Here is a 26,363-nt window from a genome sequence, read left to right as displayed (position 1 = left end):
AATAAAAAGAAAAACTATTTGATATATTTGTTCACAAGCTTAACAAAGGCCATTGGATCTTCTATCTTAGCACCTTCAACAAACATTGCCTGAAGAAGTAAAAGCTCTGATAAGTCTCCAAATACTTCAGTATCAGCTTCATCTTTTAATTTTTGTACTAAATTATGTTCTGCATTAAGCTCAAGAATAGGCTTCATACCCATACCAGGCATAAATCCTTGACCAGCTTCTTCCATCATCTTCTGCATGTGTAGACTCATACCATAGTCATTTACAACCACACAGCTTGGAGAATCTGTCAAACGCTTAGACAAGCGTACATCTTCAACTTTATCTTTTAGAACTTCTTTAATTTCTTTTAAAACACTTTCAAAGTCTTTCGCTTCTTTCTCAAATTTCTCTTTGTTCTCTGGAGTCTCAAACTTATCAAGATCGATATCACCCTTGATAATAGACTTCATATGCTTACCATCAAACTCAGTCAAAGTAGACATCATCCACTCATCGATTCTATCTGTCATCAAGATAACTTCGATACCTTTCTTCTTGAATGCTTCAAGTTGTGGGTTATTTGCAGCAGCCTTATAACTATCAGATGTAATATAGTAGATAGTATCTTGACCATCTTTCATACGTGAGATGTAGTCAGCTAAAGAAACTGTTTGCTTGGCATCACCACTTTCTGTAGTTGCGAATCTCATTAAACCAGCAATTTTCTCTTTATTTGAGTGATCATCAGAAACACCTTCTTTAAGAACTTGACCAAAGTTATCCCAGAATTTTTGATATTTCTCAGCATCTTTATTTGCAAGCTTTTTAAGCTCTCCTAATATCTTAGATGCAGTAGCTTTTCTGATTTTATCAATAACCTTGTTATGCTGTAAAATCTCACGCGATACATTAAGTGGTAAATCAGCAGAGTCAATAACACCTTTAACAAATCTTAAATATGGAGGTAATAGTTCTTTATTCTCCATAATAAATACTCTACGCACATATAAAGATAAACCATAATCTTTATCTCTATTCCAAAAATCAAAAGGCTTATTCTCTGGAATATATAGCAAGCTGTTGTACTCAAGATTACCCTCTACTTTATTATGAGACCACATCAAAGCATTAGCAAAATCATGAGATATATACTTATAAAACTCTTGGTACTCTTCATCACTTATTTCATCTTTTGATCTTAACCAAATAGCTTTAGTATTATTTACAGTCTCATACTCATCTTTGATTGTTTGCTCACCCTTATCATTAGTTTCAACTTTTTTCATTTGAATCGGTGTATTAATACAATCAGAATATTTATTAACTAAACCTTTTAATAAGTGATACTCGAGCAGATCTAATTGATCTTCTTTAATATGAAGAGTTATTTCTGTACCACGCTTGTCTTTAGTAATAGTCTCGACTGTAAAGCCATTTTTTGCATCAGAAATCCATTTAGTTGCCTGAGCTTTATCTTGGCCTGCTTTTCTTGTTCTAACTGTAACCTTATCAGCAACGATAAATGAAGAGTAGAAACCAACACCAAACTGACCAATTAACTCATTATCTTTACTCTTGTCGCCAGTTAAGCTTTCTAAGAATTTTTTAGTTCCAGACTTTGCAATTGTACCAAGATTTTCAATAACCTCTTCTTCAGTCATACCAATACCATTATCACTAACAGTAATTGTTTTTGCATCTTTATCAAAATCAATTCTAATAGCATAATCAGTATCATCCTCATTCAAAGCTGCATTAGAGATACTTTCATATCTTAGCTTCTCGATAGCATCAGAACTATTAGATACAAGCTCTCTTAAGAATATCTCACGGTTTGAATATAGTGAATGGATCACAAGATGAAGTAATTTATCAACTTCTGTTTCAAATGTATATTTTTTCTCTGACATTTATATAACCCTCTTTTGTTATACTTTTTTCAAATAACTTAATCACAAGTATCTATATGAGAGTCATTGCTATTTTTTCAAGATTTTTTAGTATATAAAAAATGTCTTTTTAGATAATTATTCTACTTTTTGTTTATTTTTGGCAGCCAGCTCTCTTTCTTGACGGATTTCGTCAATAAAAGCACCTCCAATCAAACCACTTGGAATAGCAAAAACACCAATTCCCAACATAGAAACTATAGCTGCTATTAATCTACCCAAGAGTGTAATTGGATACATATCTCCATAACCTACCGTTGTTAGAGTAATAACACCCCACCACAAAGTATTGGATATAGATGAAAAAACCTGAGGTTGGGCTTCATGCTCAGCATAAAACATCAAGATACAAGATATTATCAATATCACAAAAATTAAGCAGTATGATACTAACAGTTCGAGATAGATTTTTTTAAATACATTAATCAATCTATTCATTATCGCTGTATTTTGGAAAATTTTGAATACTCTTAGTAACCTCAAGGCTATTAATTCATGAGAGTTAATACCAAACAATGATAATATTAATGGTAAAAATATCGCTATAAAATCAATAACATTATAAAAACCAAAAACAAAAACAAACTTTCTCCGTGCTAAAAAAAATCTGATAATGTATTCTATAGAAAAAATAGCTGAAAAAGCTATATTTATATAATTCAAATAATTAATATCGCCATAATCGATCTGAGCAATTAAAGTAAATGAATTTATAATAACAAGAACAACTATTATACTCTGATAAATTTTTTGTAGCATATAATAAGATAATATTTTTCAAAACTCTATTATTAAGAGTTTAGCAAAATTTATAAGAGTAAGTTAAATTTAAAATAGATATATTTGTTTGAGATAAATATAGAATATAGAAAAAAGATTATTATTCTTCGTCAGCAGCTTCTTCTACCTGAGGTCTATCAACCAGTTCGATGAAAGCCATAGGAGCTTTATCACCAAATCTATAACCACACTTAAGAATTCTAGTATAACCACCAGCTCTTTCTGCGTAACGAGCACCAAACTCTTCAAAAAGCTTAGTAACAGCAGCTTTATTTCTTAAGAAATCAAAAGCTTGTCTTCTAAGAGCAACAGATTGTGCTTTAAACTCATTAGAGTTAACATCTAATTCATTTCTTAGCTTATGTTCTCTTTTAGCTAAAGTTACTAAAGGCTCAACTATAGTTCTTAACTCTTTTGCTTTAGGTAAAGTAGTTTTAATAAGCTCATGATTGATCAAAGATGCTGACATATTCTTAAACATAGCTTTTCTATGACTACTAGTTCTTCCGAACTTACTTCCTTTTTTACGATGTCTCATAGTAATTACTCCTTTATAGTTAATATTATATGATTACTATATATTTATTTTCCTTCAACTAGTTCTCTAAAGTTATCAATTTGAACACCTAAAGATAAACTATTGTCTATTAATATTTGCTTGATCTCATTTAGAGATTTTTTACCTAAATTAGGTATCTTCATAAGCTGCGACTCTGAATATTGTACTAAGTCACCTAAATACTTAATATTCTCTGCTCTTAAGCAGTTAGATGACCTAACGGTTAACTCTAGGTCATCAATTGGTTTAAGTAATATAGGATCAATATTAGAATCTAATAGTGCATCTCCAGTCTTACCATTACTTGGTACTCTAAGAGATACAAATACAGATATTTGTTCACAGAAATACTCTAGTGCTTTTGTAACAGCTGCTAGTGGTTCAATAGTACCATTTGTTTTCACAAACACTTCTAATGTCTCACTATTTCCATTATCAAAAATTTCAAAAGCAACTCTTTTTATAGGATTGAAATCCGCATCAACAGCGATGTCTCCAACATTTTCTAGCTCAGTTGGTAGTGCCGAAAGAATTCCGACATTTCTACCCACACTAACAGTAGCTGTCAGACTAAACTCTCTTTCGTTAGTTAGAGTAGCAATAGGCTGATCTTTGTTGATAATTTCTATGCCTTGAGTTGTTTTAAAATCTCCTGCAGTTACAACACCAGATTTAGTTACTGATAGTTCTAATTCTACTTTTGCTACACTTTTATCAAGCTTTATTGCAACTTTTTTTAGATTAGAAACAATCTCAACAACATCTTCTTTAACATCTTCTAAAGTCGAATATTCGTGTAATACACCATCTATATTGACTTTGATAATAGAAGCACCTGATAATGAAGATAACAAAAATCTTCTAATAGAGTTACCAAGGATATGAGCCATACCTTTTTCTACAGGAGAAACTTGAATTTTATATCCAAAAGCCCCTAACTCTTCTTTAAGCTGTATATTAGGTACAAATTCCTGATTTGAATTATTATTACTCACTAAAAAAATCTCCTTGAAATAAGGCTATATACGAGTCTTTAAAAAATAATAAAATTATTACTTAGAGTAAAGCTCGATGATTAATTGTTCATTTATATCTGCAGATAATTCTGATCTATCCGGTGAAGACTTCATAGTACCTTCTAGTGAATCAGTATTTACATCAATCCAAGAAAGATCTTTTCTGTGCTTAGCAAGCTCAACAGCATTTTGAATTCTTAACTGCTTTTTAGCTTTCTCTCTAACTGCAACTATATCACCAGATTTAACTTGCGCTGAAGGAACATTACAAGTATGTCCATTAAGCATAATACCTTTGTGTACAACAAGTTGTCTAGCTTCTGCACGCGTAGCAGCAAAACCCATTCTATAAACAACATTGTCTAGTCTTGACTCTAATATCTCTAATAAAGTAGCACCTGTGTTACCTTTTCTTCTATTAGCTTCAAGATAGTATTTTTTGAATTGACCTTCTAAAACACCATACATACGACGAACTTTTTGCTTTTCTCTTAACTGTAAACCATAGTCAGATAGGCGCGCTCTTCTTGCTCCATGTTGACCCGGTGCAGTATTCATTTTACATTTTTCGTCGTTAGCTTTTACACCACTTTTTAAAAATAAGTCAGTACCTTCTCTTCTAGAAAGCTTACATTTTGGTCCTAGATATCTAGCCATTATTAATTTCCCTTTAAAATATTAAACACGACGTTTCTTAGGAGGACGACAACCATTATGCGGTAATGGAGTCACATCTGTTATGCTTGTAACTTTTAAATTTTTAGCATTTAAAGCTCTAACAGCAGAGTCTCTACCTGAACCTGGTCCCTTTACTAAAACATCTACGTTTTTAACACCATATTCAAGAGCCATATCAGCGGCTCTTTCAGCAGCTACTTGAGCAGCAAAAGGTGTACTTTTTCTCGAACCTCTAAAGCCACTACCACCAGAAGTAGCCCAAGATAAAGCATTACCTTGTCTATCTGTGATAGTTACTATAGTGTTATTAAAAGATGAGTAAATATGAGCAACTGCATCAGTCACTACTCTTTTTACTTTTTTCTTTGATGATCTAACAGACTTAGCCATATAATCTACCCTTTAATCTTTATAGTTATAATTGTATTTTACGCCTTGATTGGCTTTCTTGGACCTTTACGAGTACGTGCATTAGTCTTCGTTCTTTGTCCTCTTACAGGAAGGCTACGACGATGTCTTCTACCTCTGAAACAACCTAAGTCCATAAGTCTTTTTATGTCCATAGAAACTTCACGGCGTAAATCACCTTCTACCGTAAATTTAGCAACTTCTGTTCTCAAAATTTCAATCTGTTCTTCAGATAAATCTTTAATTTTAACAGTTGGATCTACTTTGCAAGATTGGCAAATTTGTTGCGCTCTTGTTTTACCTATTCCATAAATTGAAGTTAATCCTATCACTGTATGTTTATGAACAGGAATATTAACACCAGCTATACGAGCCATCTAATTCACTCCTAATAATTATTCTTAATTTAGTTACTATCTATCGCATTTTGTAACTTGCTAGGATAGCTTTTTAAAAACAAATAATCAAGCTTTATTTAATTTGCTTGATTGTTTAACCTTGTCTTTGCTTATGTCTAGGGTCTGTACATATCACACGAACTACTCTATTACGTTTGATAACTTTACAGTTTCTACACATTTTCTTAACTGAAGCTCTAACTTTCATTTTAATTTCTCCAATAATATTTCTCTATTTTCTCTTACCACTAAGATTTGCTTTCTTTAGTAAAGAATCATATTGTGTTGACATCATATGAGATCTAACTTGAGCCATAAAGTCCATCATCACAACTACTACAATTAGCAAAGATGTACCACCAAATGTAAATGAAAGTCCTTGAGCGAAGAACTTAACCACAAAAATTGGTAATAAACATATAGCTGTAATATAAAGTGAACCTACTAAAGTTAGTCTAGTCATAACTGCATCAATATACTTAGCTGTCTGCTCACCAGGTCTTACACCAGAAATGTAAGCTCCAGATTTTTTCAGATTATCTGCTGTTTCTTTTGGATTAAACACCAATGAAGTATAGAAGAAACAAAAGAAAATAATTGTCGCAGCAAATACTACAGTATAGACAATACTTCCAGGTTGCAACATTTCTGCAACATCTGCAAACCAACCAAGTGAATTATAGTTAGATAACCAACCAAGCAAAACACCGGGCACCATAAGTATTGATGATGCAAAGATTGCTGGAATCACACCTGCCATATTTAACTTTAATGGTAGATGGCTAGTCTGGGCAGCAAACATTTTTCTACCCTGCTGCCTTTTAGCATAGTTTACTGTAATTTTTCTTTGAGCACTCTCCATGAATACCACAAAAGCAATAACAAGCAAAAGAAGTATCAATAGAACCCAAACAGATAAGTAAGATATTACATGTTGATTAGCTTGAGATAGCGTATTAGAAATTTCAAATGGTAGATTAGCAACGATACCAGAGAAGATTAGTAGTGATATACCGTTACCTACACCTCTTTCTGTAATTTGCTCACCCAACCACATTAAAAACATACTACCAGTAGTAACAGAAACAATTGTAGTTAAATAAAATAACCCCATATTGCTTGTAGTCACTAAGCCATCTTGATGCAATACAAATGCAACAATACCAAATGATTGTACCATAGCCAAAGCAAGTGTCAAATATCTTGTATATTGGGTTATCTTCTTTTGACCAGATTCACCTTCTTTTTTAAGCTCTATAAATTTAGGGTATACAGCTGAAAGCATCTGAAAAATAATAGATGCCGAGATATATGGCATCACACCCAATGCAAAGATACTCATTTGAGTAAGAGCGCCACCAGAGAACATATTAAACATACTCATCAAACCACCTGTTGATGAGTGCTGATTTGATATAATCTCGACCAATTTAGTAGGATCAATATTTGGAATAGGAATATACACCCCTAATCTAAATACTAATATAGCGATAACCACAAAAATTAATCTAGATTTTAATTCACCTGTTGTACCAGAAGCACTGTTATACTTTGACATATCTTAAATCTTACTCTACCTTACCACCAGCTTTTTCGATAGCTTCTTTAGCACCTTTTGTGCAAGCTATACCTTTAAGGCTAACAGCTTTTTGGATTTCTCCACTTGCTATTACTTTTACTGATTTAATATCTTTTCTTATAAGACCAGAGTCTTTTAAAGCATCAAGAGTTACTTCTTCTAGAGCTACATTATTTAATTCATGTAGTCTAATTTCAGCAACAAATCTTTTAGACGCAGAAGTAAAACCAAACTTTGGTAGTCTTCTTTGTATAGGCATCTGACCGCCTTCAAAACCTACTTTATGATAGCCACCTGAACGTGCTTTTTGACCTTTGTGACCTTTACCAGAAGTTTTACCTAATCCACTTCCAATACCACGCCCAAGTCTTTTCGGAGCACTCTTAGAGCCAGCAGCAGGAGCAATTGTATTTAATTTCATCTTATACTACCCCTCTATCTTAACCATATAATATATTTTGTTCGCCATACCACGATTTTCAGGAGTATCTAACACCTCAACAGTATGGTTTATTTTTCTAAGACCTAAACCTCTAGCTGATGCTATATGGTTTTCTTTACGGCCAATTAAGCTTTTTGTTAAAGTAACTTTAAATGTTTTAGCTTGAGTCATTTTTAATTACCCCTGAATCTCTTCAACAGACAAACCTCTTTTCTCAGCGATCTCTTCTGGTGATTTAATTTTTGCCAAACCAGCTATCGTTGCTCTTACAACGTTTGCAGGATTAGTTGAGCCATAAGTTTTTGCTAAAACGTTGTGTACACCAACAGCTTCAAAAACCGAACGCATAGCACCACCAGCAATAATACCAGTACCAGCAGATGCAGGTTGCATAAATACTTTTGAAGCACCATGATTAGACATAGTAGCATACCATAACGTATCGTTATTAAGATTAACTGATACCATGTTTTTCTTAGCGTTTTCCATAGCTTTTTGGATAGCAGCAGGTACTTCTCTAGATTTACCTCTACCCACTCCAATTCTACCTTTACCATCACCCACAACAGTTAAAGCGGCAAAGCTCATAATTCTTCCACCTTTTACTGTCTTAGAGTGTCTCTTAACACTAACTAACTTTTCAATCAGCTCTTCGTTTTTTTTCACTTCATTAGACATAATGAATAATCATCCATATTTTATTTATTAAAACTGAAGACCATGCTCTCTAGCAGCCTCTGCTAAAGCTTTAACACGTCCATGATACTTATATCCAGATCTATCAAAAGCAACCTGTGAAATACCCTTTTCCTTACATCTGTTAGCAATAACTTCACCAACAATTGCAGCAGAATTAACATTACCAGTATATTTACACTTTGCCTTCACGTCTTTTTCTACAGTAGACGCCGCAGCTATTACAGTAGAACCATCACCAGATATTACTTGAGCATATACATGCTTAGGTGTTCTATAAACACACAGTCTAGTATGACCAAGCTCTTTTAGTTTAATTCTAGTACGTTTACTACGACTTAAACGAGCAGTTTTTTTATTCATAATTATACTATCCCTTACCTAACTACTTCTTCTTAGCTTCTTTCTTCGCTACATACTCATCTTCGTAACGAACACCTTTACCTTTATATGGCTCAGGCTTTCTATAATCTCTGATTTCAGAAGCTACTTTACCTAAAAGCTCTTTATCAGCACCTTTAAGAACAATTTCTGTTGGAGCTGGAGTTTCAGCTGTTATACCCTGTGGCAACTTGTAAACCACAGGATGTGAAAAGCCTAAAGTAAGATTAAGTTCGCTACCCTGAGCTTTAGCACGATAACCAACCCCAATAATCTTTAATTTTCTTTCAAAACCTTTACTTACACCTTCAACCATATTGTTGAGTATAGCTCTTGCAGTACCAGACTGAGCAACAGCATTCTTACTGCTATTATTAGGTGATACAGTTGCAACGCCATCTTCAATATTAAAAGTTACTTCTGTAGAAAAAGTTTTGCTTAAAGTTGCTTTAGCTCCTTTAACTTCAACCTGATTACCAGCAGCAACATTTATCGTAACACCACTAGGGATAGCAACAGGTTTTTTACCTATTCTTGACATATCAAATCTCCTTGCTAACTTAAGCTACGTAGCCGATAATTTCGCCACCAACACCAAGATCTCTAGCCTTTCTATCACTTACCAAACCTTTAGATGTAGAGACAATAGCAACACCAAAACCACCATATACCTTAGGTAGCTCTTCATGAGACTTATAAATTCTCAAACTTGGTCTAGAAACTCTCTTTATCATCTCAATTACAGGCGTGCCTGCATGATACTTAAGTTCAATTTCAATTGAAGGATGACCTGCTGAAGTTGTGCCTTTTGAACAACCTTTAATATAACCTTCGTTAACTAAAAAGTTCGCGATTTCCATCTTCATTTTTGAAAATGGTACAGAAATAACTTCCTTCTCTGCAGAAAGACCATTTCTAATTCTTGTAAACATATCCGCGATAGGATCTTGCATACTCATAACTTAAATTCCTTATTACCAACTAGCTTTTTTCAAACCAGGAACATCACCTGCCATTGCATACTCTCTAAGCTTATTACGGCATAAACCAAACTTTCTGTATACAGCATGTGGTCTACCTGTAACTTTACATCTTCTTTGAACTCTAGAAGCTGAAGAGTTTACCGGTAACTTCTGCAGTTTAATTTGAGCTTCCCATTTTTGTTCTTCAGTAGAGTTTGTATCAAGAATAATAGCTTTTAGCTCAGCTCTTTTTTGAGCATATTTAGCTACTAATTTTTCTCTCTTCAACTCTCTCTGAATCATTGATTTTTTTGCCATTTAAAACCCCAATTTAAATTAAGACTTAAAAGGAAAACCAAATGCTTTAAGCAAAGCTCTTCCTTGATCATCATTTTTAGCTGTAGTAGTTATCGAAATATCTAAACCTCTGATAGAGTCAACTTTATCATAATCAATTTCAGGGAAAGAAATTTGCTCTCTCATACCTAAGCTATAATTACCTCTTCCATCAAAAGATTTAGCACTTAACCCCCTAAAATCTCTGATTCTAGGAATAGCAATTGTTATAAGTCTATCTAAAAATTCATACATACGCTCACCACGTAAAGTAACTTTAGCACCTATTGGCCATCCGTCACGAATTTTAAAACCAGCAATTGATTTTTTAGACTTAGTAACAACTGGTTTTTGACCAGCAATCGCTGTCAAATCATTTAACGCAAAAGTCATAATTTTCTTGTCTTTTGCAGCATCACCAACACCCATATTAAGAGTAATTTTCTCAATAGCAGGTACTTCCATTATATTATCAAGCCCTAGCTCAGACTTTAACTTAGCTACAAGCTCTTTTTGATAATAATCTTTTAATCTTGCCATAAAAACTTAGTCCTATAAGTCTACAAGCTCGCCATTAGATTTAAAGTAGCGAACCTTTTTCTCATCAACAAACTTGTAACCCACTCTATCTGCTTTTTCAGTAGCAGGGTTAAAGATAGCAACGTTAGAAGCATCAACAGGAAGTTCTTTCTCAACAACTCCACCTTCCACACCTCTATTAGGGTTAGGCTTAACATGTTTCTTAACAATATTAATACCTTCCACCAAAACTAAAGAACCGCCTTTAGCGAATGATTTAACAACGCCTCTACGACCCTTATCTTTACCAGCAATAACTATTACGTCATCACCTTTTTTTAATCTATTCATTATCTACACCTCAATAAATATAACTATAGTACTTCTGGTGCTAAAGATACGATCTTCATAAACTTCTCTGTACGTAGTTCTCTAGTAACAGGGCCAAAAATACGTGTCCCGATAGGTTGACCGTTAGCATTTAGAAGCACGGCAGCATTGCCATCAAAACGGACTTTAGAACCATCTTTTCTACGAACACCTTTAGCTGTTCTAACAACTACAGCATTATATACAGATCCTTTTTTAGCTTTACCTCTTGGAGCAGCTTCTTTCACAGTCACTTTTATAACATCTCCAATAGATGCATATCTGCGATGTGAACCACCCAAAACTTTAATACACTCTACTCTCTTAGCGCCACTGTTATCAGCAACTTGGAGTTCTGTTTGCATTTGAATCATACAAATAACCCTTAATTATTATTATATAAGACTGCTGAGTAATTTGCAGTCCGATAAATATACCAATAAACAAAAATAAAATCAAATTTATTATTTTTCTCTATGGATAATATCGACTAAACACCATTTCTTAGTTTTTGAATACGGTTTAGTTTCTTTGAACTTGATAACATCACCTTCTTTACATTCATTTTTCTCATCATGAACATAGTATTTTGTAGTTTTTTTAACAAACTTACCATATAAAGGGTGCTTAACATATCTTTCAGCTCTTACAACTACAGTTTTATCCATAGCTACGCTAGAAACTTTACCTTCTAACAATCTAATTTTATCGCTCATCTTCAAGGCACCTATTTATTCTTTTCTGATATTATTGTATTTATACGAGCAATATCTCTTTTTGCACTTTTAAACAAGTGATTCTTTTTTAATTGCCCTGTACCCTTCTGCATACGAAGAGAAAATAACTGTTGCAATAACTCTATTTTCGCTTCTTGCAATTGGTCAATACTTTTACCTCTATAATCTTTTAAAGTATCTTTTCTTTTCATTACATCACCTGCTTTTCAACAAAAGTTGTCTGCACTGGCATCTTAGCAGCTGCTCTAGCAAAAGCTTCACGCGCTAATTCTTCTTTTACACCAGTGATCTCATATAGTACACGACCCGGCTGAATTTGAGCAACCCAATATTCAACAGAACCTTTACCTTTACCCATACGAACTTCAAGAGGTTTTTGTGTAATTGGCTTATCTGGGAAGATTCTAATCCAAACTTTACCACCACGCTTAATATGACGAGTAATAGCTCTTCTTCCTGCTTCTATTTGTCTAGCAGTAACTCTACCTCTAGATGTCGCCTGTAGACCAAACTCACCAAAGCTTACTTTATTACCTCTGTGAGCCAAGCCTCTATTACGCATCTTCTGCTGTTTACGAAACTTTGTACGCTTAGGCTGTAGCATTATTTAGCTCCTTTTTTATTATTTTTCTGATTCAATTGACCAGGAAGAACTTCACCCTTATAGATCCAAACTTTAACGCCTATGATACCATAAGTCGTCAACGCTTGAGCTGTAGAATAATCCACATCTGCTCTAAAAGTTTGTAGAGGAACTCTACCATCTCTAGCCCACTCAGAACGAGCAATCTCAGCACCGCCTAAACGACCACTAACCATAATCTTGATACCTTTAGCACCTGATTTCATAGCAGCTTGCATAGCCTTTTTCATAGCTCTTCTGAACATTACTCTTTTTTCTAATTGCTGAGCTACACTATCAGCAACTAATTTAGCATCAATCTCTGGCTTACGCACTTCTTCAATATTAATCTGAACAGGTATACCCATTAACTTATTAACATCAGAACGTAATTTTTCAACATCTTCGCCCTTCTTACCAATCACGATACCAGGTCTTGCGGTATGTATTGTGATTTTAGCATTTTGAGCAGGTCTCTCAATTTGAATCTTACTAACTGCTGCTGATGCAAGTTTTTTATGCAAAAACTCTCTAACCTTAATATCTTCATTAAGCTTAGTAGCGTAGTCAGAAGAGTCAGCATACCACGTTGAATTATGCTCTTTTACTATGCCTAATCGAATTCCATTAGGATTTACTTTTTGACCCATTTTTACTACACCTCTTAATTTTTCTCAGCAACTTTCACAGTGATATGCGAAGTTCTTTTTAAAATACGATTTCCACGACCTTTTGCTCTAGCTTCAAAACGCTTCATAGTAGGACCCTCATCTACAAATACAGTTGAAACAAACAATGAGTCAACATCCATACCATCATTATGCTCTGCATTAGCGATAGCTGAATTTAAAACATCTTTAATTAGCACTGCTGCTTTCTTATTACTAAAAGTCAAAAGATTAATAGCTTGCTCTACAGGTAAGCCCCTGACTTGGTCTGCTACTAGTCTTGCCTTTTGAGCTGAGATTCTAGCATTTTTTAATTTAGCTTGTACTTCCATGTGTATAACCCCAACTATTTCTTCTTAGCTTTTTTATCAGCTGCATGACCACGGTAGTTACGAGTTACAGCAAACTCACCTAACTTATGACCTACCATTTCTTCAGTCATAAGAACTGGCACATGCTGTTGACCGTTATGTACAGCTATAGTTAAACCTATCATATCCGGCACAATCAATGATCTTCTCGACCATGTTTTGATTGGCTTTTTAGAATTACTTTCTTGCGCTTCAAAAACCTTCTTTAAAAGATGATGATCTACAAAAGGTCCTTTTTTTAATGAACGAGGCACAACCTTCTCCCTAATTACTTACGTTTTTGAACAATCAACTTATTAGAACGCTTATTTTTACGCGTCTTATAACCTTTAGTAGGCACACCCCATGGAGACACAGGATGTCTACCACCTGAAGTACGACCTTCACCACCACCATGCGGGTGATCTACTGGGTTCATCGCAACACCTCTTACAGTAGGTCTTACTCCTCTCCAGCGCTTCGCACCAGCCTTACCTAAAGATTTTAAGTTGTGCTCAGAATTTGATACCACACCAATAACAGCTCTACAATCAAGAAGCACTCTTCTCATCTCACCTGATCTTAAACGAATAATTGCATAAGCATTATCTTTACCAACCAACTGAGCGAAAGTACCAGCACTTCTGATCATTTGCGCACCTTTCATAGGCTTCATTTCGATATTATGAATAACTGTACCAAGAGGGATATTTCTCAATGGCATACAGTTACCTACAGCAACATCTACTTTTTCACCAGAAACTATAGACATATCTTTCTTTAATCCTTTAGGAGCAATGATATATCTTCTTTCACCATCAGCATAAAGTACTAAAGCAATATTTGCGCTACGGTTAGGATCGTACTCGATTCTCTCAACCTTAGCTACGATATTATCTTTGTTTCTTTTAAAGTCCACAACACGGTAATGCTGCTTATGTCCGCCACCTTGATGACGAACTGTAATTCTACCAGTATTGTTTCTACCAGCCTTACTCTTCTTAGCTTCTACCAAACCCTTAAACGGCTTACCTGTGTGTAATTCTGTATTCTTTACGCTCACTACGTGGCGGCGGCCAGGTGAAGTAGGTTTAGCTTTTTTTATTTCAATCATGATTACAAACCTTCTCTAAGTTACTCTGCACCAACAAAATTGATGTCATGTCCTTCAGCAAGCTTTACATAAGCCTTTTTCCAAGCCTTTGTTCTACCCTCAACACGACCAAATCTACGAGCTTTACCTTTAACATTAAGGATATTCACAGATTCAACTTTAACCTCAAAAAGCTTCTCTACAGCACTTTTCACATCCTGCTTAGTCGCAGTTCTTGCTACTTCGAACACTATAGTAGAGTTAGCATCTGAAAGACCATAAGTCTTATCAGAAACGTGAGGTCTAACAACTGTCTTTAATAATTTTTCTTGAGAACTCATACTAGTTTCTCCTCTACTTCTTTAATAGCTTGCTTAGTGAATACAACATTCTCGAAACAAACTAAAGAAACTGGATTAATTTCCACAGAATCACATACTGCAACATTCTTAAGGTTTCTAGAAGATAAGTATAAATTTTCATTAAACTCTTCTACACCAACAACAAAAAGAACATCTTTAACATCTAAAGAGTCAACAATTGTCTTGAATTCTTTTGTCTTAGGAGTATCTAACTTCAACTGCTCAACAACAGTCATTCTGTCAGATCTAACCAATTCAGATAGTATTGATTTAACAGCACCTGAATACATTTTACGATTTACTTTTTGCTTATAGCTCTTAGGCTTAGCTGCAAATGTAACACCACCCTTTCTGAAAATAGGTGAACGGATCGTACCCGCTCTCGCTCTACCTGTACCTTTCTGTCTCCAAGGCTTAGCTCCACCACCAGATACTTCTGATCTAGTCTTCTGAGCTTTAGTACCTTGACGAGCGCCTGCCATATAAGCAACAACAACCTGATGAATTAGGGCTTCATTATAGTCAGCTGCAAATATACCATCTGCAACACCCACTACACCAGCCTCTGCACCAGCTAAAGATTTTATATTTAAGTCCACAACAACTCTCCGGTATAATTAATATTTATCTACTAACTTTTAACAGCTGGAGTAACGATAATATCTCCACCAACTGAACCTGGAATACCACCTTTCAAAAGTAATAAACCATTTTCCGCGTCCACTCTCACAACTTCAAGTGACTGAATAGTAACGTTTTCGCTACCTAAGTGACCAGCCATCTTTTTGTTCTTGAATACTCTACCTGGAGTCTGGTTTTGACCAGTAGAACCATGAACTCTATGAGAAAGAGAGTTACCATGAGTAGCATCTTGAGTAGCAAAGTTGTGACGCTTAACACCACCTGCAAAACCCTTACCTTTAGATACACCTCTGACATCTACTTTCTGACCTGCTTCGAAAATAGTAGCATCAATAGATGCACCAACTTCGTACTCAGAAGCATTATCAATAGCAAACTCCCACAAACCTCTGCCCGGCTCAACACCAGCTTTCGCATAATGACCTGCAGCAGGCTTGTTTACATTAGAACGCTTTTTTAAACCAGTAGTTACTTGAATAGCATTATAACCATCCGTCTCAGCAGTTTTAACTTGAGTAACCTTGTTTGACTCAACTTGAACAACTGTAACAGGAATAGAAACACCATCTTCAGTAAATATACGAGTCATACCACATTTGCGACCAACTAATCCTAAAGACATTATTATATCCTCTATTATTATTATATTAACTCTGCAATTACGATTGACTGCAGAGACCTAATTAATACTATTTTCTGGAATTTCCAAAAAAGTATCGTATATATTAGCTTAAACTGATCTGAACATCAACACCTGATGCTAAATCAAGCTTCATTAGAGCATCTACAGTTTTATCCGTAGGTTCAACAATATCAATCAATCTCTTGTGAGTTCTGATCTCATATTGATCTCTTGCTTTTTTGTTTACGTGCGGAGAAATAAGAATTGTAAATTTCTCTTTACGAACTGGTAAAGGGATTGGTCCCTTTACTTGAGCCCCTGTTTTCTTAGCTGTATCAACAATTTCTTGAGTAGAAATATCGATAAGCTTATGATCAAAGGCTTTTAATCTAATTCTAATACGTTGATTATTTATAGCCATTTTAATTATATCCTTTTATTATGAGTTACGTGATTTGATTATTTCATCAGCAATATTATTTGGCACTTCAGAGTACTTCTTAAACTCCATAGAGAATGATGCTCTACCTTGGCTCATAGAACGCACATTCGTAGCATAACCAAACATTTCTGAAAGAGGAACTAGAGCATTAATAACTCTTCCGCTTGGGTTTTCGTCCATCCCTTCGATAATACCTCTTCTTCTGTTAAGGTCACCCATAACATCACCTAAATAATCTTCAGGAGTCACAACCTCAACCTTCATGATTGGCTCAAGTATACAAGCATTTGCTTTCTTAGCACCCTCTTTAAGAGCCATTGAAGCAGCAATCTTAAACGCCATCTCAGATGAGTCAACATCATGGTAAGAACCATCAAACAATGTAGCCTTAACACCAATCATAGGATAACCAGCTAATACACCATTTTGCATCTGCTCTTCGATACCTTTAGCAACTGAGCTAATATACTCTTTTGGTACCACACCACCAACAATCTCGTCAACAAACTCAAAAGTTTTCTCTTCACCAGCATCGTTAGTCTCAACAGCCAATGGTTCAAACTTAACAACAACATGACCGTATTGACCTCTACCACCAGACTGACGAACAAACTTACTATCTTGATCCACAGTTCCACGGATAGTTTCTCTGTAAGCAACCTGAGGGTTACCAACATTTGCCTCAACCTTGAATTCACGCTTCATACGATCAACAATAATATCTAAATGAAGCTCACCCATACCAGAGATAATTGTTTGACCAGACTCTTCATCTGTCTTAACTCTGAAAGATGGATCTTCCGCAGCTAGTTTACCTAACGCAATAGACATCTTCTCTTGGTCAGCCTTAGTCTTAGGCTCAACAGCAACAGAAATTACTGGCTCAGGGAATTCCATTCTTTCTAAAATTACTGGCTTATCAAGATCACAAAGAGTATCACCAGTAGTAACATCTTTAAGACCAATACAAGCAGCAATATCACCAGCTCGTACTTCCTTAATCTCTTCACGTTTATTTGAGTGCATCTGCACAATACGACCGACACGCTCTTTTTTACCTTTTACAGGGTTATATACAGCATCACCAGACTTAAGCACACCCGAATAAACACGTATAAATGTTAGGTTACCAACAAACGGGTCTGTAGCAAGCTTAAACGCAAGAGCTGCAAATGGCTCTTCATCAGATGAAGGACGAGAAGCTGGCTCACCATCCTCTGTCTCACATTTGATAGCAGCAACTTGGTTAGGAGCTGGCAAGTATTCAATAACACCATCAAGCACAGCTTGAACACCCTTGTTCTTAAACGCAGATCCACAGAATGCCAATACGATTTCGTTAGCCAGCACTCTAGTGCGAAGACCTTGTTTAATCTCACCTTCAGAAAGCTCGCCTTCTTCAAGGTATTTTTCCATAAGCTCTTCAGAAGCTTCTGCAGCAGCCTCAATCATCTCCATACGAAGTTCTTCAGCCCTATCTTGAAGCTCAGCCGGAATATCAACAAGATCATAAGTTAGACCCATGTCTTCTTCATTCCACATGATAGCCTTCATCTTCATAAGATCAACAACACCTTTGAAATCTTCTTCAGCACCAATATTTAACTGAACCGGAACAACATTTGCTTTTAAACGCGTTCTAATCTGACCACACACTCTTTCAAAGTCAGCACCAGATCTATCCATTTTATTTACAAATACGATTCTTGGCACACCATACTTATTAGCTTGACGCCATACAGTCTCTGACTGAGGCTCAACACCAGATGAACCACAGAAGACAACTACCGCACCATCTAGTACACGTAGTGAACGCTCAACCTCAATAGTAAAGTCAACGTGACCCGGAGTGTCAATAATATTTATACGATGCTCTGGAAACTGCTGATCCATACCAGACCAGAAAGTTGTAGTAGCAGCAGAAGTAATTGTAATACCTCTTTCTTGCTCTTGCTCCATCCAATCCATAGTGGCAGCACCATCATGCACTTCACCAATCTTATGAGAAAGACCAGTATAGAATAGAATACGCTCTGTAGTAGTTGTTTTACCTGCGTCAACGTGAGCGCAGATACCAATATTTCTATATTTTTCTAAAGCTGTTTTACGAGGCATTTTCTATTCTCCTATTACCATCTAAAGTGAGCAAATGCTTTGTTAGCTTCAGCCATCTTATGAGTATCTTCTCTCTTCTTGACAGCAGCACCTCTACCTTCTACAGCCTCTAGAATTTCCGCAGCAACTCTATCACCCATAGTATTTTCTTTTCTCTTACGCGCAGCATCAATTATCCATCTCATACCTAGAGTTTGACGACGCTCTGGTCTAACCTCTACAGGAACCTGATATGTAGCACCACCAACGCGACGAGACTTAACTTCCACCATCGGACTAACACTTTCTAAAGCATTCTCAAACACTTCCACCTCGTTAGCGGATGCATCTTTAGCTTTAATTTTATCAAATGCACCATACACAATCTTTTCTGCTACAGACTTCTTACCATCTAGCATAATATGGTTCACAAACTTAGCAACAACCTGACTCTTAAACTTAGGATCAGGTAGAATATCTCTTTTAGGAGCTCTATTTCTTCTAGACATTTTTACACCTTCTTCAAATGTTAAACTTTAAACACAAATTAAGACTTAGGACGCTTAGTACCATACTTTGAACGACCGTGCTTACGATTATTAACACCTGAAGTATCTAAAGCACCCCTAACAATGTGGTAACGCACACCTGGTAAATCTTTAACCCTACCACCTCTGATAAGCACAACACTATGCTCTTGTAGGTTATGACCTTCACCACCAATGTAGCTTGTTACCTCAAATCCGCTCGTTAATCTTACACGAGCTACTTTTCTAAGTGCTGAGTTAGGCTTCTTAGGAGTTGTAGTATACACCCTAGTACACACACCTCTTCTTTGTGGACACGCCTTTAACGCAGGAACCTTAGACTTAACAACCGATCTCTTGCGAGGGTTGTTCACCAACTGATTAATAGTTGCCATTAGTTATTATTCTCCGTTTTTTATCAGTTTTGTTTTAAATTGATTCAAATGCCTCACAAGGATATGATCCCTGCAAAAATAGCATTAGACAGACATAATAACAAAAAAGCAAAAGAAAGAAAAGAAAAATAAAACTTACTTACCTAAAAGCATTGACATAGACATATAAGGAATGCTACAACCTCCATGTCCACTAGAATGCTTCAAACTAGCCCTATTCGCCACATCCTCAATAAAACTCAGCTCAGCATCCGCAGGTAGCTTAACATATAGTTGCAACCACCCCCTCACATAATTGATAAAATCATCTTTTGTAGTATAAATAGCCTCACTACCTTCAATATTTTCCTTGATTACAACAAAACCTAAATCTAATGCCAATCTCCTATACTCATCAGAACTTAGCCAATAATTATGCATCGCAGAATTAGCATATACTCGCCACCTAGGAGTCATTAAAACTTCCTTAAAAACATCAAAATATTGCTGCTCTTTGGGGAAAGTATGAAATAAAAAACACCCTCGATCATTTAAACTATTATAAATACTTACAAAAGACTTCTCAATGTCCCTCACCCAGTGTAAACAATTAAAAGCTGTCACTAAATCATACTTATCAGGAGTACACTCTTCAGCAGCCCCTAATCTAAAATCCAAATTCTTATAGAAATTCTTACCAAAACTTTTCGCAGCCAAACCAATCATGGACCTTGAAGGATCAATACCGACAACTTGTGCTGAAGTTTTATGGGACAGATAAGCTGTTAACCTACCATCACCACATCCGACATCCAAAATAGACTCATCACCTGCAAAAGAATACAAAGTTATAGCCCTATGAGCCAAATCAAGCTGTATTTTAGAATTATTCCTGTAATGCTCGGCATCTAGATTTCTCTGAGTCACAATAGCTTTCAATCCCAATTAATCAGCTTTTTTTGCTGCAAATACAGACTTGAATGCTACATACAGATAACTACACATAGAATAAATAGTCAACACCACTGCTGTATATAACATAACAAAACCCAAAAGAATTAACCAAGTAGTAAAACTTGTATAATCTAGCGCATACCTAAAATCTATCGCAGGCTTAATCAAAAATATAAATAGAGCCGCCATCTGAGCTGTTGTTTTGATCTTACCCCAAACACCCACCTTAACGACACTACGCTGACCAAGCTCAGCCATCCACTCACGCAATGCTGATACCAAAATCTCTCGACATATCATAATAATTGCTGGAATTGTTGCCCACCAATAAGGATACATTTCAATAAAAAGACATAATGCAGTAGCCACTATCAACTTATCAGCAACAGGATCCAAAAAAGCACCTAATTTACTTGTTTGCTCCCACTTACGCGCTAAATAGCCATCCAACCAGTCAGTAGCTGCCCCAAGCAAAAATAAAGTAGCTGTAATACCATGATGATGAGGAAAGTCAAAATAATAACAAATTACAATAAAAGGTATCAGAAACAAACGTCCAAAAGTTAGAATATTTGGAATATTAAAAAACATAAATCAAACTCCAGTGTGACCAAACCCACCAGCCGCCCTGACTGTCTGTTGGGAAAAGTCTTCTACAACATCAAACTTTGCTTGAACCACGGGAACAATAACAAGCTGAGCAAATCTCATCAGAGGCTCTATCTCTATAACTTCTTGAGAACGGTTAAAACAAGAAACCATCAATTCACCTTGATAATCAGAATCAATAAGGCCTGTACCGTTACCCAATACCAAACCTTTCTTGTGCCCCAAACCTGACCTAGGTAAGATCATAGCTGCATAGCCTGAATTTGCGATATTAATTGCAATACCAGTACCAACAAGTTTACACTCGCCAGGATTCAAAAACTCTTTTTGAGATATGCAAGCTCTAAGGTCAACTGCGGCCGAACCCTCTGTGCCATATTCAGGCACCTCTTTGACAATGTCTTTATTTAAAATTTTTAGCTCTATATTCAAAACAGCTCTCCTACACAACAAATACACCTGCCAGGTAACCCAATGTAACAAAAATAGGCAGGGCAGGCATATAGCCATCCAACCTATCAAGCACACCACCATGACCAGGCAAAATATTACCACTATCCTTTACACCAGCGATTCGCTTCATCATACTCTCAAAAACATCTCCAACCACTGACAAAGCAGCAACCACAGCCGAAATAACAACCATAGATACATATTCAAAAATGCTCAAATCCATAAATAAAAGAAATATAACCGCAATAACTACCGCACAAGCCATACCACCCAAAAGACCTTCAATAGTTTTATTTGGGCTCAAGCGAGGAAGCATTTTACGCTTACCCATTGCTTTACCTGTAAAATAGGCTCCACTATCAGCCCCAGCCACAACCAAAATAAACATAAATATCCAAGCAATTGAATTGGTGTGCAACACATATAATGAAGCAGCAAATGGCGAAATCGCAAAAACACCAAGTATCAACATTTCATTGGTAGACAATGCATCAAACTTCTGGCGCTCATAACCACTAAGCCTATAAATCGCATACAGCCAAAATATTGGAAAAACATACTGAATATAAACAAAAAACTCAGAAACAACAAACAAGATTATCATAAATATCACAAGATAATTAACTGTCTCTTGCTGACTAATCTTTGTGAACTTTAGCCACTCATATGCCGAAAGCATTGCAACTAAAAAGACACCAACACCAAAAAGATAGTCACTTGCATACACAAACCCCGCAAAAACAAAAATTACTAACAATACTCCTGTTATTATCCTTTCTTTCATACATCCCTCTTATCAAGTTGTTCACCACTCTTACCAAATCTTCTCTGGCGTGAGTTAAAATATTCTTCTGCCTTCTGAAATTCAAACTTAGTAAACTCAGGCCACATAACATCAGTAAAATACATTTCAGCATACGACAGCTGCCACAACATAAAATCACTCAACCTAACCTCGCCACTAGTACGAATAAGCAAATCAACCGGCATCTCGCCAGCGATCGTATAACTAGCAAAATTTTCTTCTGTCACATCACTCAAACGCATCTTACCATTACTTACATCTTCAAAGATAGATTTCATAGCAGTAACAATATCCCATCTTCCAGCATAATCAACTGCCAACCTAAGCTGCAACCCAGTATTGTCTTTTGTAACAGACTCACCATACTCTATCATACGCACAAGCTTGTCTGGCAACCTAGATCGATCACCAATAACTTTAAGAACAATATTATTTTTATGTAGTTTTGGAGTCTTATCCTTGAGAGTCTTATAGAAAAGATCCATCAAATCAGAAACTTCTTTAGCAGGCCTAAGCCAATTATCTCGACCAAAAGCAAAGAGAGTCAACATCTGAATATTACGCTCAGCACAATACTCTATAGAAGCATCTACACTAGATATAGAATTTCTATGACCAAATATTCTCGGCTTTAGCTTACTTTTAGCCCAACGCCCATTACCATCCATAATTATAGCAACATGCTTAAGAGCACTTTCCTTAGCCAAGGTCATGACAAATACTTATATAAATATTTAAACTACGTAAATAATAAGAAAGAATAGAGTGAAATACAAGTTTTATTAAGAAATCTAATAATTAGACAGCCATTAAATCTTGCTCTTTTTTAACCGCTAACGCATCAGCTTGAGCAATCATTTTATCTGTAATTTTTTGAATATTATCTTCTGCTCTCTTAGCTTCATCTTCAGTTATTTCTTTTTCTTTAAGAAGCTCTTTAATGTCACTATTAGCATCACGACGAATATTTCTAATAGAAACTCTACCACTTTCTGTTTCAGACTTAACAAGCTTAACCATTTCTTTTCTACGCTCTTCATTGAGAGCAGGCATTGGAACTCTCAAACTATCACCAAGGTTAGTTGGGTTAAGACCAAGATCAGAAGTCATAATAGCCTTCTCAATTTGCCCAGAAAGGCCTTTCTCCCATGGAGTAATACCCAACGTTCTTGCGTCAAGCACTGTAACATTTGCCACCTGAGTAATCGGTGTGGCAGAGCCATAATAGTCTATAGTTACATGAGCCAAAATATCAGGATGAGCACGACCCGTTCTGATTTTAGCCAAATCATCTGCTAAAACCTCTAAAGACTTAGTCATTCTGCTTTCAGCATCTTTTAGAATTTCGTTTATCATAAAAACAATCCTTTTTAAAAATCAATTAGTCTAAAGTAACCCACGTACCATGTTTTGAATCAGCAACAGCATCAATCAAAGCATTTGGCTGAGTCAGATCAAAAACATATATTGGAATACCAAAATCCCTGCATTGAGTAAATGCACCCAAATCCATAACATTCAACTCTTTACTAACGACCTCTGAGAAAGTTACTTTTTCAAAGCGCTTAGCATCTGAATGCTTATTAGGATCCTTATCATACACACCATCAACAGTTGTGGCTTTCAACAAAGCATCTGCACCAACCTCGACCGCTCTCAAACTAGCCGTAGTATCTGTAGTCACAAATGGGTTACCAGTACCACCAGCAAATATCAAAACCTTACCCTTCGCAAGCTCCTGATTGAATTCATGTGCACTAGCCACCTTTAACAAACCATCGACACCTTTTGCTGAAAAAGCTTCGGCATCGACACCTTCGCTAATAAGCATATCACGCAAAGCTAAAGCGTTGATCATGGTAGCAATCATACCCATAGAATCAGCGGTAGCTCTTCTGATTTTATTACCAAAATTAGCTCTGCCACCACGCAGGATATTACCACCACCAACAACTATTGCTAGCTCAATACCCGCGTTAACAAGAGTTTTGATTTGATTTATGATAGGGGCAGCAGATTCAACATTTATACCAAAACTTTGATCTGCCGATAAAGATTCTCCACTTAACTTAAGAAGGACCCTCTTAAGCTTTGGAGCATTTTGAGAACATTCTAACGAATCATTAGACATATATTAACCTTTGATTTGGCTCATCACCTCTGCCGCGAAGTCTTCTTCTTTCTTCTCGATACCTTCACCAACATCTAGACGAATAAAGCTAACTACTTTAGCTCCCTTGTCTTTAACAAGCTTTTCAACTTTGATGCTAGGATCTTTCACGAAATCTTGACCAGTTAAGCTAACTTCACCAGTGAACTTCTTCATACGACCCACAACCATCTTTTCAGCGATTTCTTTAGGTTTACCAGACTGCATAGCAATCTCTACTTGAATAGCTTGCTCTTTCTCTACAACATCTGCAGGAACATCGCTTGGATTAACATACTGAGGATTGGCAGCTGCAACATGCATAGCGATATCTTTAGCAAGCTCATCGTCACCACCCTCTAAAGCAGCAACAACACCGATTCTACCACCATGAATATAAGCACCTAAATTACCAGCTTCGATAGTTTTAACTCTACGAACCTGAATATTCTCACCAATCTTAGCAATTAAAGATTTACGAGCTTCTTCAACAGTTTCACCAGACTCAGTTTTAGCAGCTAAAACCTCTTCGATAGTTGTAGCTTTTGCAGCATGAGCAGCTTTCACAGCGTTTTGAGCAAATGCTTTGAAAGTATCATCTCTAGCAACAAAATCTGTCTCTGAGTTGATTTCAAGTAGAACAGCTCTACCATCAGCAGCATAAACTTCGATAACACCTTCAGCTGCCACACGAGAAGCCTTCTTATCAGCTTTCGCCTGTCCAGAAATTCTCATTTCTTCAGCAGCTTTTTCAATATCACCAGCAGCAGCAACTAGAGCTTTTTTACACTCCATCATACCAGCACCAGTTCTTTCTCTAAGTTCTTTCACTAATTTAGCAGAAATATTTGACATTGTTTTATCCTTGTTTGTTTCTTATGCTTCTGTAGTTTCTTCAGCTTTTGCTTCTACTGCTCTATCTAAACCTTGTGCATCGATAACAGCATCTGCAAATTTTGCCATATAGAAAGATATTGATTTAACAGCATCATCATTACCAGGGATGATGTAATCAATACCTTCAGGGTTTGAGTTAGTATCTACGATAGACACAACTTTGATACCTAATTTTTGAGCTTCTTGAATAGCGATATGCTCTTTGTTACTATCAATAACAACGATAGCATCAGGTAAGCCACCCATCTCTTTGATCCCACCAAGAACTTTTTCTAGCTTCTCGATAGTTCTGATATTTTGAAGCATTTCTTTCTTAGTTAATGAATCTAAAGTACCATCTTCTTTCATCTTTTCTAACTGAGCAAGCCTTTTGATAGATTGTCTAACAGTCTTATAGTTAGTCAACATACCACCTAGCCATCTATGACTCACAAATGGCATACCACATCTTTTAGCTTCTGCTTCTATGATATCTTGTGCTTGTCTTTTTGTACCAACAAAAAGAACCTTACCGCCATTAGCTACAGTTTTACCAACAAAGTTAACTGCATCTTGGAAAAGAGGAACTGTTTTCTCAAGGTTAATAATATGTACACCATGGTTAATACCGAAGATGTATTCTTTCATTTGAGGGTTCCAGAAAGCTTTTTTGTGTCCAAAGTGAACACCAGCAGATAACATTTCTTTCATTAAAGACATTTTGATTTTCCTTATTTGGGTTATATCTAGTATCTTAGTCACGCCAAATATCGAAACCGACACCCTTTGACATAACTTTTGGTTAAAAGATACATGATTTATTAATTAAACATTCTGCTTATAATATACAAGCCGTAAAATTTTATCACACTTAATTTATAAATTACAAAAGGTATTTTATATTTATTTAAAATGCTAAAA

The 26,363-nt window shown here is 35.9% G+C and carries 42 protein-coding genes; all 42 read right to left on the bottom strand.

The window, feature by feature from the left end:
- Window positions 1-14 precede the first annotated feature (14 nt).
- The 42 genes from htpG to rpsB all read right to left on the bottom strand — a co-directional run bounded on the left by htpG (window position 15) and on the right by rpsB (window position 26,162).
- Window positions 15-1,901 carry a molecular chaperone HtpG gene (gene htpG / locus F3D59_RS01615; protein ID WP_150463537.1) on the bottom strand — a complete coding sequence of 629 codons (1,887 nt, stop codon included), beginning with the start codon at window positions 1,899-1,901 and terminating at the stop codon, window positions 15-17.
- Window positions 1,902-2,018: 117 nt separating this feature from the next.
- Entirely contained in the window at window positions 2,019-2,699 is a 681-nt protein-coding gene (locus F3D59_RS01610; RefSeq protein ID WP_150463536.1) for an ion transporter, read from the bottom strand.
- Window positions 2,700-2,820: 121 nt separating this feature from the next.
- Window positions 2,821-3,258, bottom strand: a complete 438-nt coding sequence (rplQ, locus tag F3D59_RS01605) for a 50S ribosomal protein L17 (protein ID WP_013922039.1) — start codon at window positions 3,256-3,258, stop codon at window positions 2,821-2,823.
- A 44-nt stretch (window positions 3,259-3,302) separates the two neighbouring features.
- On the bottom strand, window positions 3,303-4,274 hold the full coding sequence (locus tag F3D59_RS01600) for a DNA-directed RNA polymerase subunit alpha (protein ID WP_146421730.1): 972 nt from the start codon (window positions 4,272-4,274) through the stop codon (window positions 3,303-3,305).
- A 57-nt stretch (window positions 4,275-4,331) separates the two neighbouring features.
- Entirely contained in the window at window positions 4,332-4,952 is a 621-nt protein-coding gene (rpsD, locus tag F3D59_RS01595) for a 30S ribosomal protein S4 (protein WP_150463535.1), read from the bottom strand.
- A gap of 21 nt (window positions 4,953-4,973) precedes the next feature.
- Entirely contained in the window at window positions 4,974-5,363 is a 390-nt protein-coding gene (rpsK, locus tag F3D59_RS01590) for a 30S ribosomal protein S11 (RefSeq protein ID WP_003021583.1), read from the bottom strand.
- 38 nt (window positions 5,364-5,401) lie between these two features.
- Window positions 5,402-5,758 (bottom strand): 30S ribosomal protein S13, encoded by a 357-nt coding sequence (rpsM, locus tag F3D59_RS01585; RefSeq protein ID WP_013922036.1) that lies wholly within the window; start codon window positions 5,756-5,758, stop codon window positions 5,402-5,404.
- 115 nt (window positions 5,759-5,873) lie between these two features.
- Entirely contained in the window at window positions 5,874-5,987 is a 114-nt protein-coding gene (rpmJ, locus tag F3D59_RS01580) for a 50S ribosomal protein L36 (protein WP_003017816.1), read from the bottom strand.
- Between the two features lie 24 nt (window positions 5,988-6,011).
- A complete protein-coding gene (gene secY, locus F3D59_RS01575; RefSeq protein WP_150463534.1) occupies window positions 6,012-7,337 on the bottom strand; it encodes a preprotein translocase subunit SecY in 1,326 nt (441 codons plus the stop codon).
- Between the two features lie 10 nt (window positions 7,338-7,347).
- The gene (gene rplO, locus F3D59_RS01570; RefSeq protein WP_146421727.1) at window positions 7,348-7,779 is read right to left on the bottom strand and encodes a 50S ribosomal protein L15; all 432 of its coding nucleotides are present in this window, start codon (window positions 7,777-7,779) and stop codon (window positions 7,348-7,350) included.
- 6 nt (window positions 7,780-7,785) lie between these two features.
- On the bottom strand, window positions 7,786-7,971 hold the full coding sequence (gene rpmD / locus F3D59_RS01565; RefSeq protein ID WP_004286599.1) for a 50S ribosomal protein L30: 186 nt from the start codon (window positions 7,969-7,971) through the stop codon (window positions 7,786-7,788).
- A 6-nt stretch (window positions 7,972-7,977) separates the two neighbouring features.
- Window positions 7,978-8,478, bottom strand: coding sequence for a 30S ribosomal protein S5 (gene rpsE, locus F3D59_RS01560; protein WP_013922033.1), 501 nt, complete (start codon window positions 8,476-8,478; stop codon window positions 7,978-7,980).
- 27 nt (window positions 8,479-8,505) lie between these two features.
- Window positions 8,506-8,859 (bottom strand): 50S ribosomal protein L18, encoded by a 354-nt coding sequence (gene rplR / locus F3D59_RS01555; RefSeq protein WP_013922032.1) that lies wholly within the window; start codon window positions 8,857-8,859, stop codon window positions 8,506-8,508.
- Window positions 8,860-8,881: 22 nt separating this feature from the next.
- A complete protein-coding gene (rplF, locus tag F3D59_RS01550; RefSeq protein ID WP_150463533.1) occupies window positions 8,882-9,418 on the bottom strand; it encodes a 50S ribosomal protein L6 in 537 nt (178 codons plus the stop codon).
- A gap of 19 nt (window positions 9,419-9,437) precedes the next feature.
- Window positions 9,438-9,836 carry a 30S ribosomal protein S8 gene (gene rpsH / locus F3D59_RS01545; protein ID WP_013922030.1) on the bottom strand — a complete coding sequence of 133 codons (399 nt, stop codon included), beginning with the start codon at window positions 9,834-9,836 and terminating at the stop codon, window positions 9,438-9,440.
- A 15-nt stretch (window positions 9,837-9,851) separates the two neighbouring features.
- The gene (gene rpsN / locus F3D59_RS01540; protein ID WP_013922029.1) at window positions 9,852-10,157 is read right to left on the bottom strand and encodes a 30S ribosomal protein S14; all 306 of its coding nucleotides are present in this window, start codon (window positions 10,155-10,157) and stop codon (window positions 9,852-9,854) included.
- 18 nt (window positions 10,158-10,175) lie between these two features.
- A complete protein-coding gene (gene rplE / locus F3D59_RS01535; protein ID WP_013922028.1) occupies window positions 10,176-10,715 on the bottom strand; it encodes a 50S ribosomal protein L5 in 540 nt (179 codons plus the stop codon).
- Between the two features lie 12 nt (window positions 10,716-10,727).
- Window positions 10,728-11,045 carry a 50S ribosomal protein L24 gene (gene rplX, locus F3D59_RS01530; RefSeq protein WP_004286606.1) on the bottom strand — a complete coding sequence of 106 codons (318 nt, stop codon included), beginning with the start codon at window positions 11,043-11,045 and terminating at the stop codon, window positions 10,728-10,730.
- Between the two features lie 23 nt (window positions 11,046-11,068).
- Entirely contained in the window at window positions 11,069-11,437 is a 369-nt protein-coding gene (gene rplN, locus F3D59_RS01525) for a 50S ribosomal protein L14 (RefSeq protein ID WP_013922026.1), read from the bottom strand.
- 90 nt (window positions 11,438-11,527) lie between these two features.
- Window positions 11,528-11,779 carry a 30S ribosomal protein S17 gene (gene rpsQ, locus F3D59_RS01520; protein WP_013922025.1) on the bottom strand — a complete coding sequence of 84 codons (252 nt, stop codon included), beginning with the start codon at window positions 11,777-11,779 and terminating at the stop codon, window positions 11,528-11,530.
- Window positions 11,780-11,790: 11 nt separating this feature from the next.
- The gene (rpmC, locus tag F3D59_RS01515) at window positions 11,791-11,991 is read right to left on the bottom strand and encodes a 50S ribosomal protein L29 (protein WP_003017801.1); all 201 of its coding nucleotides are present in this window, start codon (window positions 11,989-11,991) and stop codon (window positions 11,791-11,793) included.
- A complete protein-coding gene (gene rplP, locus F3D59_RS01510; protein ID WP_013922024.1) occupies window positions 11,991-12,404 on the bottom strand; it encodes a 50S ribosomal protein L16 in 414 nt (137 codons plus the stop codon). Before rplP ends, rpmC begins: the two co-directional genes overlap by 1 nt.
- Complete coding sequence (rpsC, locus tag F3D59_RS01505) at window positions 12,404-13,072, bottom strand: 30S ribosomal protein S3 (RefSeq protein ID WP_013922023.1); 669 nt, start codon at window positions 13,070-13,072, stop codon at window positions 12,404-12,406. Before rpsC ends, rplP begins: the two co-directional genes overlap by 1 nt.
- 14 nt (window positions 13,073-13,086) lie before the next feature.
- A complete protein-coding gene (gene rplV, locus F3D59_RS01500) occupies window positions 13,087-13,422 on the bottom strand; it encodes a 50S ribosomal protein L22 (protein ID WP_013922022.1) in 336 nt (111 codons plus the stop codon).
- A 14-nt stretch (window positions 13,423-13,436) separates the two neighbouring features.
- Window positions 13,437-13,715, bottom strand: a complete 279-nt coding sequence (gene rpsS / locus F3D59_RS01495) for a 30S ribosomal protein S19 (protein ID WP_004286613.1) — start codon at window positions 13,713-13,715, stop codon at window positions 13,437-13,439.
- A gap of 14 nt (window positions 13,716-13,729) precedes the next feature.
- Window positions 13,730-14,554: a 50S ribosomal protein L2 gene (gene rplB, locus F3D59_RS01490; RefSeq protein ID WP_013922021.1), complete on the bottom strand. Its 825-nt coding sequence runs from the start codon at window positions 14,552-14,554 to the stop codon at window positions 13,730-13,732.
- Window positions 14,555-14,574: 20 nt separating this feature from the next.
- A complete protein-coding gene (rplW, locus tag F3D59_RS01485; protein WP_013922020.1) occupies window positions 14,575-14,874 on the bottom strand; it encodes a 50S ribosomal protein L23 in 300 nt (99 codons plus the stop codon).
- Window positions 14,871-15,494 (bottom strand): 50S ribosomal protein L4, encoded by a 624-nt coding sequence (gene rplD, locus F3D59_RS01480; protein ID WP_150463532.1) that lies wholly within the window; start codon window positions 15,492-15,494, stop codon window positions 14,871-14,873. Before rplD ends, rplW begins: the two co-directional genes overlap by 4 nt.
- A 32-nt stretch (window positions 15,495-15,526) precedes the next feature.
- Window positions 15,527-16,159: a 50S ribosomal protein L3 gene (gene rplC, locus F3D59_RS01475; protein ID WP_150463531.1), complete on the bottom strand. Its 633-nt coding sequence runs from the start codon at window positions 16,157-16,159 to the stop codon at window positions 15,527-15,529.
- A 103-nt stretch (window positions 16,160-16,262) separates the two neighbouring features.
- Window positions 16,263-16,574, bottom strand: coding sequence for a 30S ribosomal protein S10 (rpsJ, locus tag F3D59_RS01470; RefSeq protein ID WP_024533505.1), 312 nt, complete (start codon window positions 16,572-16,574; stop codon window positions 16,263-16,265).
- Window positions 16,575-16,598: 24 nt separating this feature from the next.
- The gene (gene fusA / locus F3D59_RS01465; protein ID WP_150463530.1) at window positions 16,599-18,716 is read right to left on the bottom strand and encodes an elongation factor G; all 2,118 of its coding nucleotides are present in this window, start codon (window positions 18,714-18,716) and stop codon (window positions 16,599-16,601) included.
- A gap of 14 nt (window positions 18,717-18,730) precedes the next feature.
- The gene (rpsG, locus tag F3D59_RS01460) at window positions 18,731-19,204 is read right to left on the bottom strand and encodes a 30S ribosomal protein S7 (protein WP_013922016.1); all 474 of its coding nucleotides are present in this window, start codon (window positions 19,202-19,204) and stop codon (window positions 18,731-18,733) included.
- Window positions 19,205-19,242: 38 nt separating this feature from the next.
- Window positions 19,243-19,617 (bottom strand): 30S ribosomal protein S12, encoded by a 375-nt coding sequence (gene rpsL / locus F3D59_RS01455; protein WP_003035357.1) that lies wholly within the window; start codon window positions 19,615-19,617, stop codon window positions 19,243-19,245.
- Between the two features lie 135 nt (window positions 19,618-19,752).
- Window positions 19,753-20,523: a class I SAM-dependent methyltransferase gene (locus F3D59_RS01450; RefSeq protein WP_191092413.1), complete on the bottom strand. Its 771-nt coding sequence runs from the start codon at window positions 20,521-20,523 to the stop codon at window positions 19,753-19,755.
- A gap of 18 nt (window positions 20,524-20,541) precedes the next feature.
- Window positions 20,542-21,141 carry a CDP-diacylglycerol--glycerol-3-phosphate 3-phosphatidyltransferase gene (gene pgsA, locus F3D59_RS01445; protein ID WP_150463528.1) on the bottom strand — a complete coding sequence of 200 codons (600 nt, stop codon included), beginning with the start codon at window positions 21,139-21,141 and terminating at the stop codon, window positions 20,542-20,544.
- Window positions 21,142-21,144: 3 nt separating this feature from the next.
- Window positions 21,145-21,591 carry a dUTP diphosphatase gene (dut, locus tag F3D59_RS01440; protein WP_146421723.1) on the bottom strand — a complete coding sequence of 149 codons (447 nt, stop codon included), beginning with the start codon at window positions 21,589-21,591 and terminating at the stop codon, window positions 21,145-21,147.
- Window positions 21,592-21,601: 10 nt separating this feature from the next.
- Window positions 21,602-22,396, bottom strand: coding sequence for a phosphatidate cytidylyltransferase (locus tag F3D59_RS01435; RefSeq protein WP_150463527.1), 795 nt, complete (start codon window positions 22,394-22,396; stop codon window positions 21,602-21,604).
- Entirely contained in the window at window positions 22,393-23,130 is a 738-nt protein-coding gene (uppS, locus tag F3D59_RS01430; protein WP_150463526.1) for a polyprenyl diphosphate synthase, read from the bottom strand. The genes F3D59_RS01435 and uppS overlap by 4 nt, the downstream gene beginning before the upstream one ends.
- An 85-nt stretch (window positions 23,131-23,215) precedes the next feature.
- Window positions 23,216-23,773, bottom strand: a complete 558-nt coding sequence (gene frr / locus F3D59_RS01425; RefSeq protein WP_013922011.1) for a ribosome recycling factor — start codon at window positions 23,771-23,773, stop codon at window positions 23,216-23,218.
- Window positions 23,774-23,798: 25 nt separating this feature from the next.
- Window positions 23,799-24,548, bottom strand: coding sequence for a UMP kinase (gene pyrH, locus F3D59_RS01420; protein ID WP_146421721.1), 750 nt, complete (start codon window positions 24,546-24,548; stop codon window positions 23,799-23,801).
- 3 nt (window positions 24,549-24,551) lie between these two features.
- Window positions 24,552-25,421, bottom strand: a complete 870-nt coding sequence (gene tsf, locus F3D59_RS01415) for a translation elongation factor Ts (RefSeq protein ID WP_013922009.1) — start codon at window positions 25,419-25,421, stop codon at window positions 24,552-24,554.
- Window positions 25,422-25,442: 21 nt separating this feature from the next.
- Window positions 25,443-26,162, bottom strand: coding sequence for a 30S ribosomal protein S2 (rpsB, locus tag F3D59_RS01410; protein ID WP_013922008.1), 720 nt, complete (start codon window positions 26,160-26,162; stop codon window positions 25,443-25,445).
- Window positions 26,163-26,363: the final 201 nt, after the last annotated feature.

The sequence above is a fragment of the Francisella sp. XLW-1 genome, assembly GCF_008711455.1.
Lineage (GTDB): Bacteria > Pseudomonadota > Gammaproteobacteria > Francisellales > Francisellaceae > Francisella > Francisella salimarina.
The sequence above is the reverse complement of the archived record's forward strand: the minus strand, read 5'-3'. Positions and strand labels throughout refer to the sequence as shown.

What these genes read in the sequence shown, in the direction of transcription:
- htpG (WP_150463537.1), bottom strand. Translation starts at nt 1,901, where the DNA reads ATGTCAGAGAAAAAATATACATTTGAAACAGAAGTTGATAAATTACTT.
- F3D59_RS01610 (WP_150463536.1), bottom strand. Translation starts at nt 2,699, where the DNA reads ATGCTACAAAAAATTTATCAGAGTATAATAGTTGTTCTTGTTATTATA.
- rplQ (WP_013922039.1), bottom strand. Translation starts at nt 3,258, where the DNA reads ATGAGACATCGTAAAAAAGGAAGTAAGTTCGGAAGAACTAGTAGTCAT.
- rpsD (WP_150463535.1), bottom strand. Translation starts at nt 4,952, where the DNA reads ATGGCTAGATATCTAGGACCAAAATGTAAGCTTTCTAGAAGAGAAGGT.
- rpsK (WP_003021583.1), bottom strand. Translation starts at nt 5,363, where the DNA reads ATGGCTAAGTCTGTTAGATCATCAAAGAAAAAAGTAAAAAGAGTAGTG.
- rpsM (WP_013922036.1), bottom strand. Translation starts at nt 5,758, where the DNA reads ATGGCTCGTATAGCTGGTGTTAATATTCCTGTTCATAAACATACAGTG.
- rpmJ (WP_003017816.1), bottom strand. Translation starts at nt 5,987, where the DNA reads ATGAAAGTTAGAGCTTCAGTTAAGAAAATGTGTAGAAACTGTAAAGTT.
- secY (WP_150463534.1), bottom strand. Translation starts at nt 7,337, where the DNA reads ATGTCAAAGTATAACAGTGCTTCTGGTACAACAGGTGAATTAAAATCT.
- rplO (WP_146421727.1), bottom strand. Translation starts at nt 7,779, where the DNA reads ATGAAATTAAATACAATTGCTCCTGCTGCTGGCTCTAAGAGTGCTCCG.
- rpmD (WP_004286599.1), bottom strand. Translation starts at nt 7,971, where the DNA reads ATGACTCAAGCTAAAACATTTAAAGTTACTTTAACAAAAAGCTTAATT.
- rpsE (WP_013922033.1), bottom strand. Translation starts at nt 8,478, where the DNA reads ATGTCTAATGAAGTGAAAAAAAACGAAGAGCTGATTGAAAAGTTAGTT.
- rplR (WP_013922032.1), bottom strand. Translation starts at nt 8,859, where the DNA reads ATGAATAAAAAAACTGCTCGTTTAAGTCGTAGTAAACGTACTAGAATT.
- rplF (WP_150463533.1), bottom strand. Translation starts at nt 9,418, where the DNA reads ATGTCAAGAATAGGTAAAAAACCTGTTGCTATCCCTAGTGGTGTTACG.
- rpsH (WP_013922030.1), bottom strand. Translation starts at nt 9,836, where the DNA reads ATGAGTATGCAAGATCCTATCGCGGATATGTTTACAAGAATTAGAAAT.
- rpsN (WP_013922029.1), bottom strand. Translation starts at nt 10,157, where the DNA reads ATGGCAAAAAAATCAATGATTCAGAGAGAGTTGAAGAGAGAAAAATTA.
- rplE (WP_013922028.1), bottom strand. Translation starts at nt 10,715, where the DNA reads ATGGCAAGATTAAAAGATTATTATCAAAAAGAGCTTGTAGCTAAGTTA.
- rplX (WP_004286606.1), bottom strand. Translation starts at nt 11,045, where the DNA reads ATGAATAGATTAAAAAAAGGTGATGACGTAATAGTTATTGCTGGTAAA.
- rplN (WP_013922026.1), bottom strand. Translation starts at nt 11,437, where the DNA reads ATGATTCAAATGCAAACAGAACTCCAAGTTGCTGATAACAGTGGCGCT.
- rpsQ (WP_013922025.1), bottom strand. Translation starts at nt 11,779, where the DNA reads ATGAGCGATAAAATTAGATTGTTAGAAGGTAAAGTTTCTAGCGTAGCT.
- rpmC (WP_003017801.1), bottom strand. Translation starts at nt 11,991, where the DNA reads ATGAAAAGAAAAGATACTTTAAAAGATTATAGAGGTAAAAGTATTGAC.
- rplP (WP_013922024.1), bottom strand. Translation starts at nt 12,404, where the DNA reads ATGCTACAGCCTAAGCGTACAAAGTTTCGTAAACAGCAGAAGATGCGT.
- rpsC (WP_013922023.1), bottom strand. Translation starts at nt 13,072, where the DNA reads ATGGGTCAAAAAGTAAATCCTAATGGAATTCGATTAGGCATAGTAAAA.
- rplV (WP_013922022.1), bottom strand. Translation starts at nt 13,422, where the DNA reads ATGGAAGTACAAGCTAAATTAAAAAATGCTAGAATCTCAGCTCAAAAG.
- rplB (WP_013922021.1), bottom strand. Translation starts at nt 14,554, where the DNA reads ATGATTGAAATAAAAAAAGCTAAACCTACTTCACCTGGCCGCCGCCAC.
- rplW (WP_013922020.1), bottom strand. Translation starts at nt 14,874, where the DNA reads ATGAGTTCTCAAGAAAAATTATTAAAGACAGTTGTTAGACCTCACGTT.
- rplC (WP_150463531.1), bottom strand. Translation starts at nt 16,159, where the DNA reads ATGTCTTTAGGATTAGTTGGTCGCAAATGTGGTATGACTCGTATATTT.
- fusA (WP_150463530.1), bottom strand. Translation starts at nt 18,716, where the DNA reads ATGCCTCGTAAAACAGCTTTAGAAAAATATAGAAATATTGGTATCTGC.
- rpsG (WP_013922016.1), bottom strand. Translation starts at nt 19,204, where the DNA reads ATGTCTAGAAGAAATAGAGCTCCTAAAAGAGATATTCTACCTGATCCT.
- rpsL (WP_003035357.1), bottom strand. Translation starts at nt 19,617, where the DNA reads ATGGCAACTATTAATCAGTTGGTGAACAACCCTCGCAAGAGATCGGTT.
- pgsA (WP_150463528.1), bottom strand. Translation starts at nt 21,141, where the DNA reads ATGTTTTTTAATATTCCAAATATTCTAACTTTTGGACGTTTGTTTCTG.
- F3D59_RS01435 (WP_150463527.1), bottom strand. Translation starts at nt 22,396, where the DNA reads ATGAAAGAAAGGATAATAACAGGAGTATTGTTAGTAATTTTTGTTTTT.
- uppS (WP_150463526.1), bottom strand. Translation starts at nt 23,130, where the DNA reads ATGACCTTGGCTAAGGAAAGTGCTCTTAAGCATGTTGCTATAATTATG.
- frr (WP_013922011.1), bottom strand. Translation starts at nt 23,773, where the DNA reads ATGATAAACGAAATTCTAAAAGATGCTGAAAGCAGAATGACTAAGTCT.
- pyrH (WP_146421721.1), bottom strand. Translation starts at nt 24,548, where the DNA reads ATGTCTAATGATTCGTTAGAATGTTCTCAAAATGCTCCAAAGCTTAAG.
- tsf (WP_013922009.1), bottom strand. Translation starts at nt 25,421, where the DNA reads ATGTCAAATATTTCTGCTAAATTAGTGAAAGAACTTAGAGAAAGAACT.
- rpsB (WP_013922008.1), bottom strand. Translation starts at nt 26,162, where the DNA reads ATGTCTTTAATGAAAGAAATGTTATCTGCTGGTGTTCACTTTGGACAC.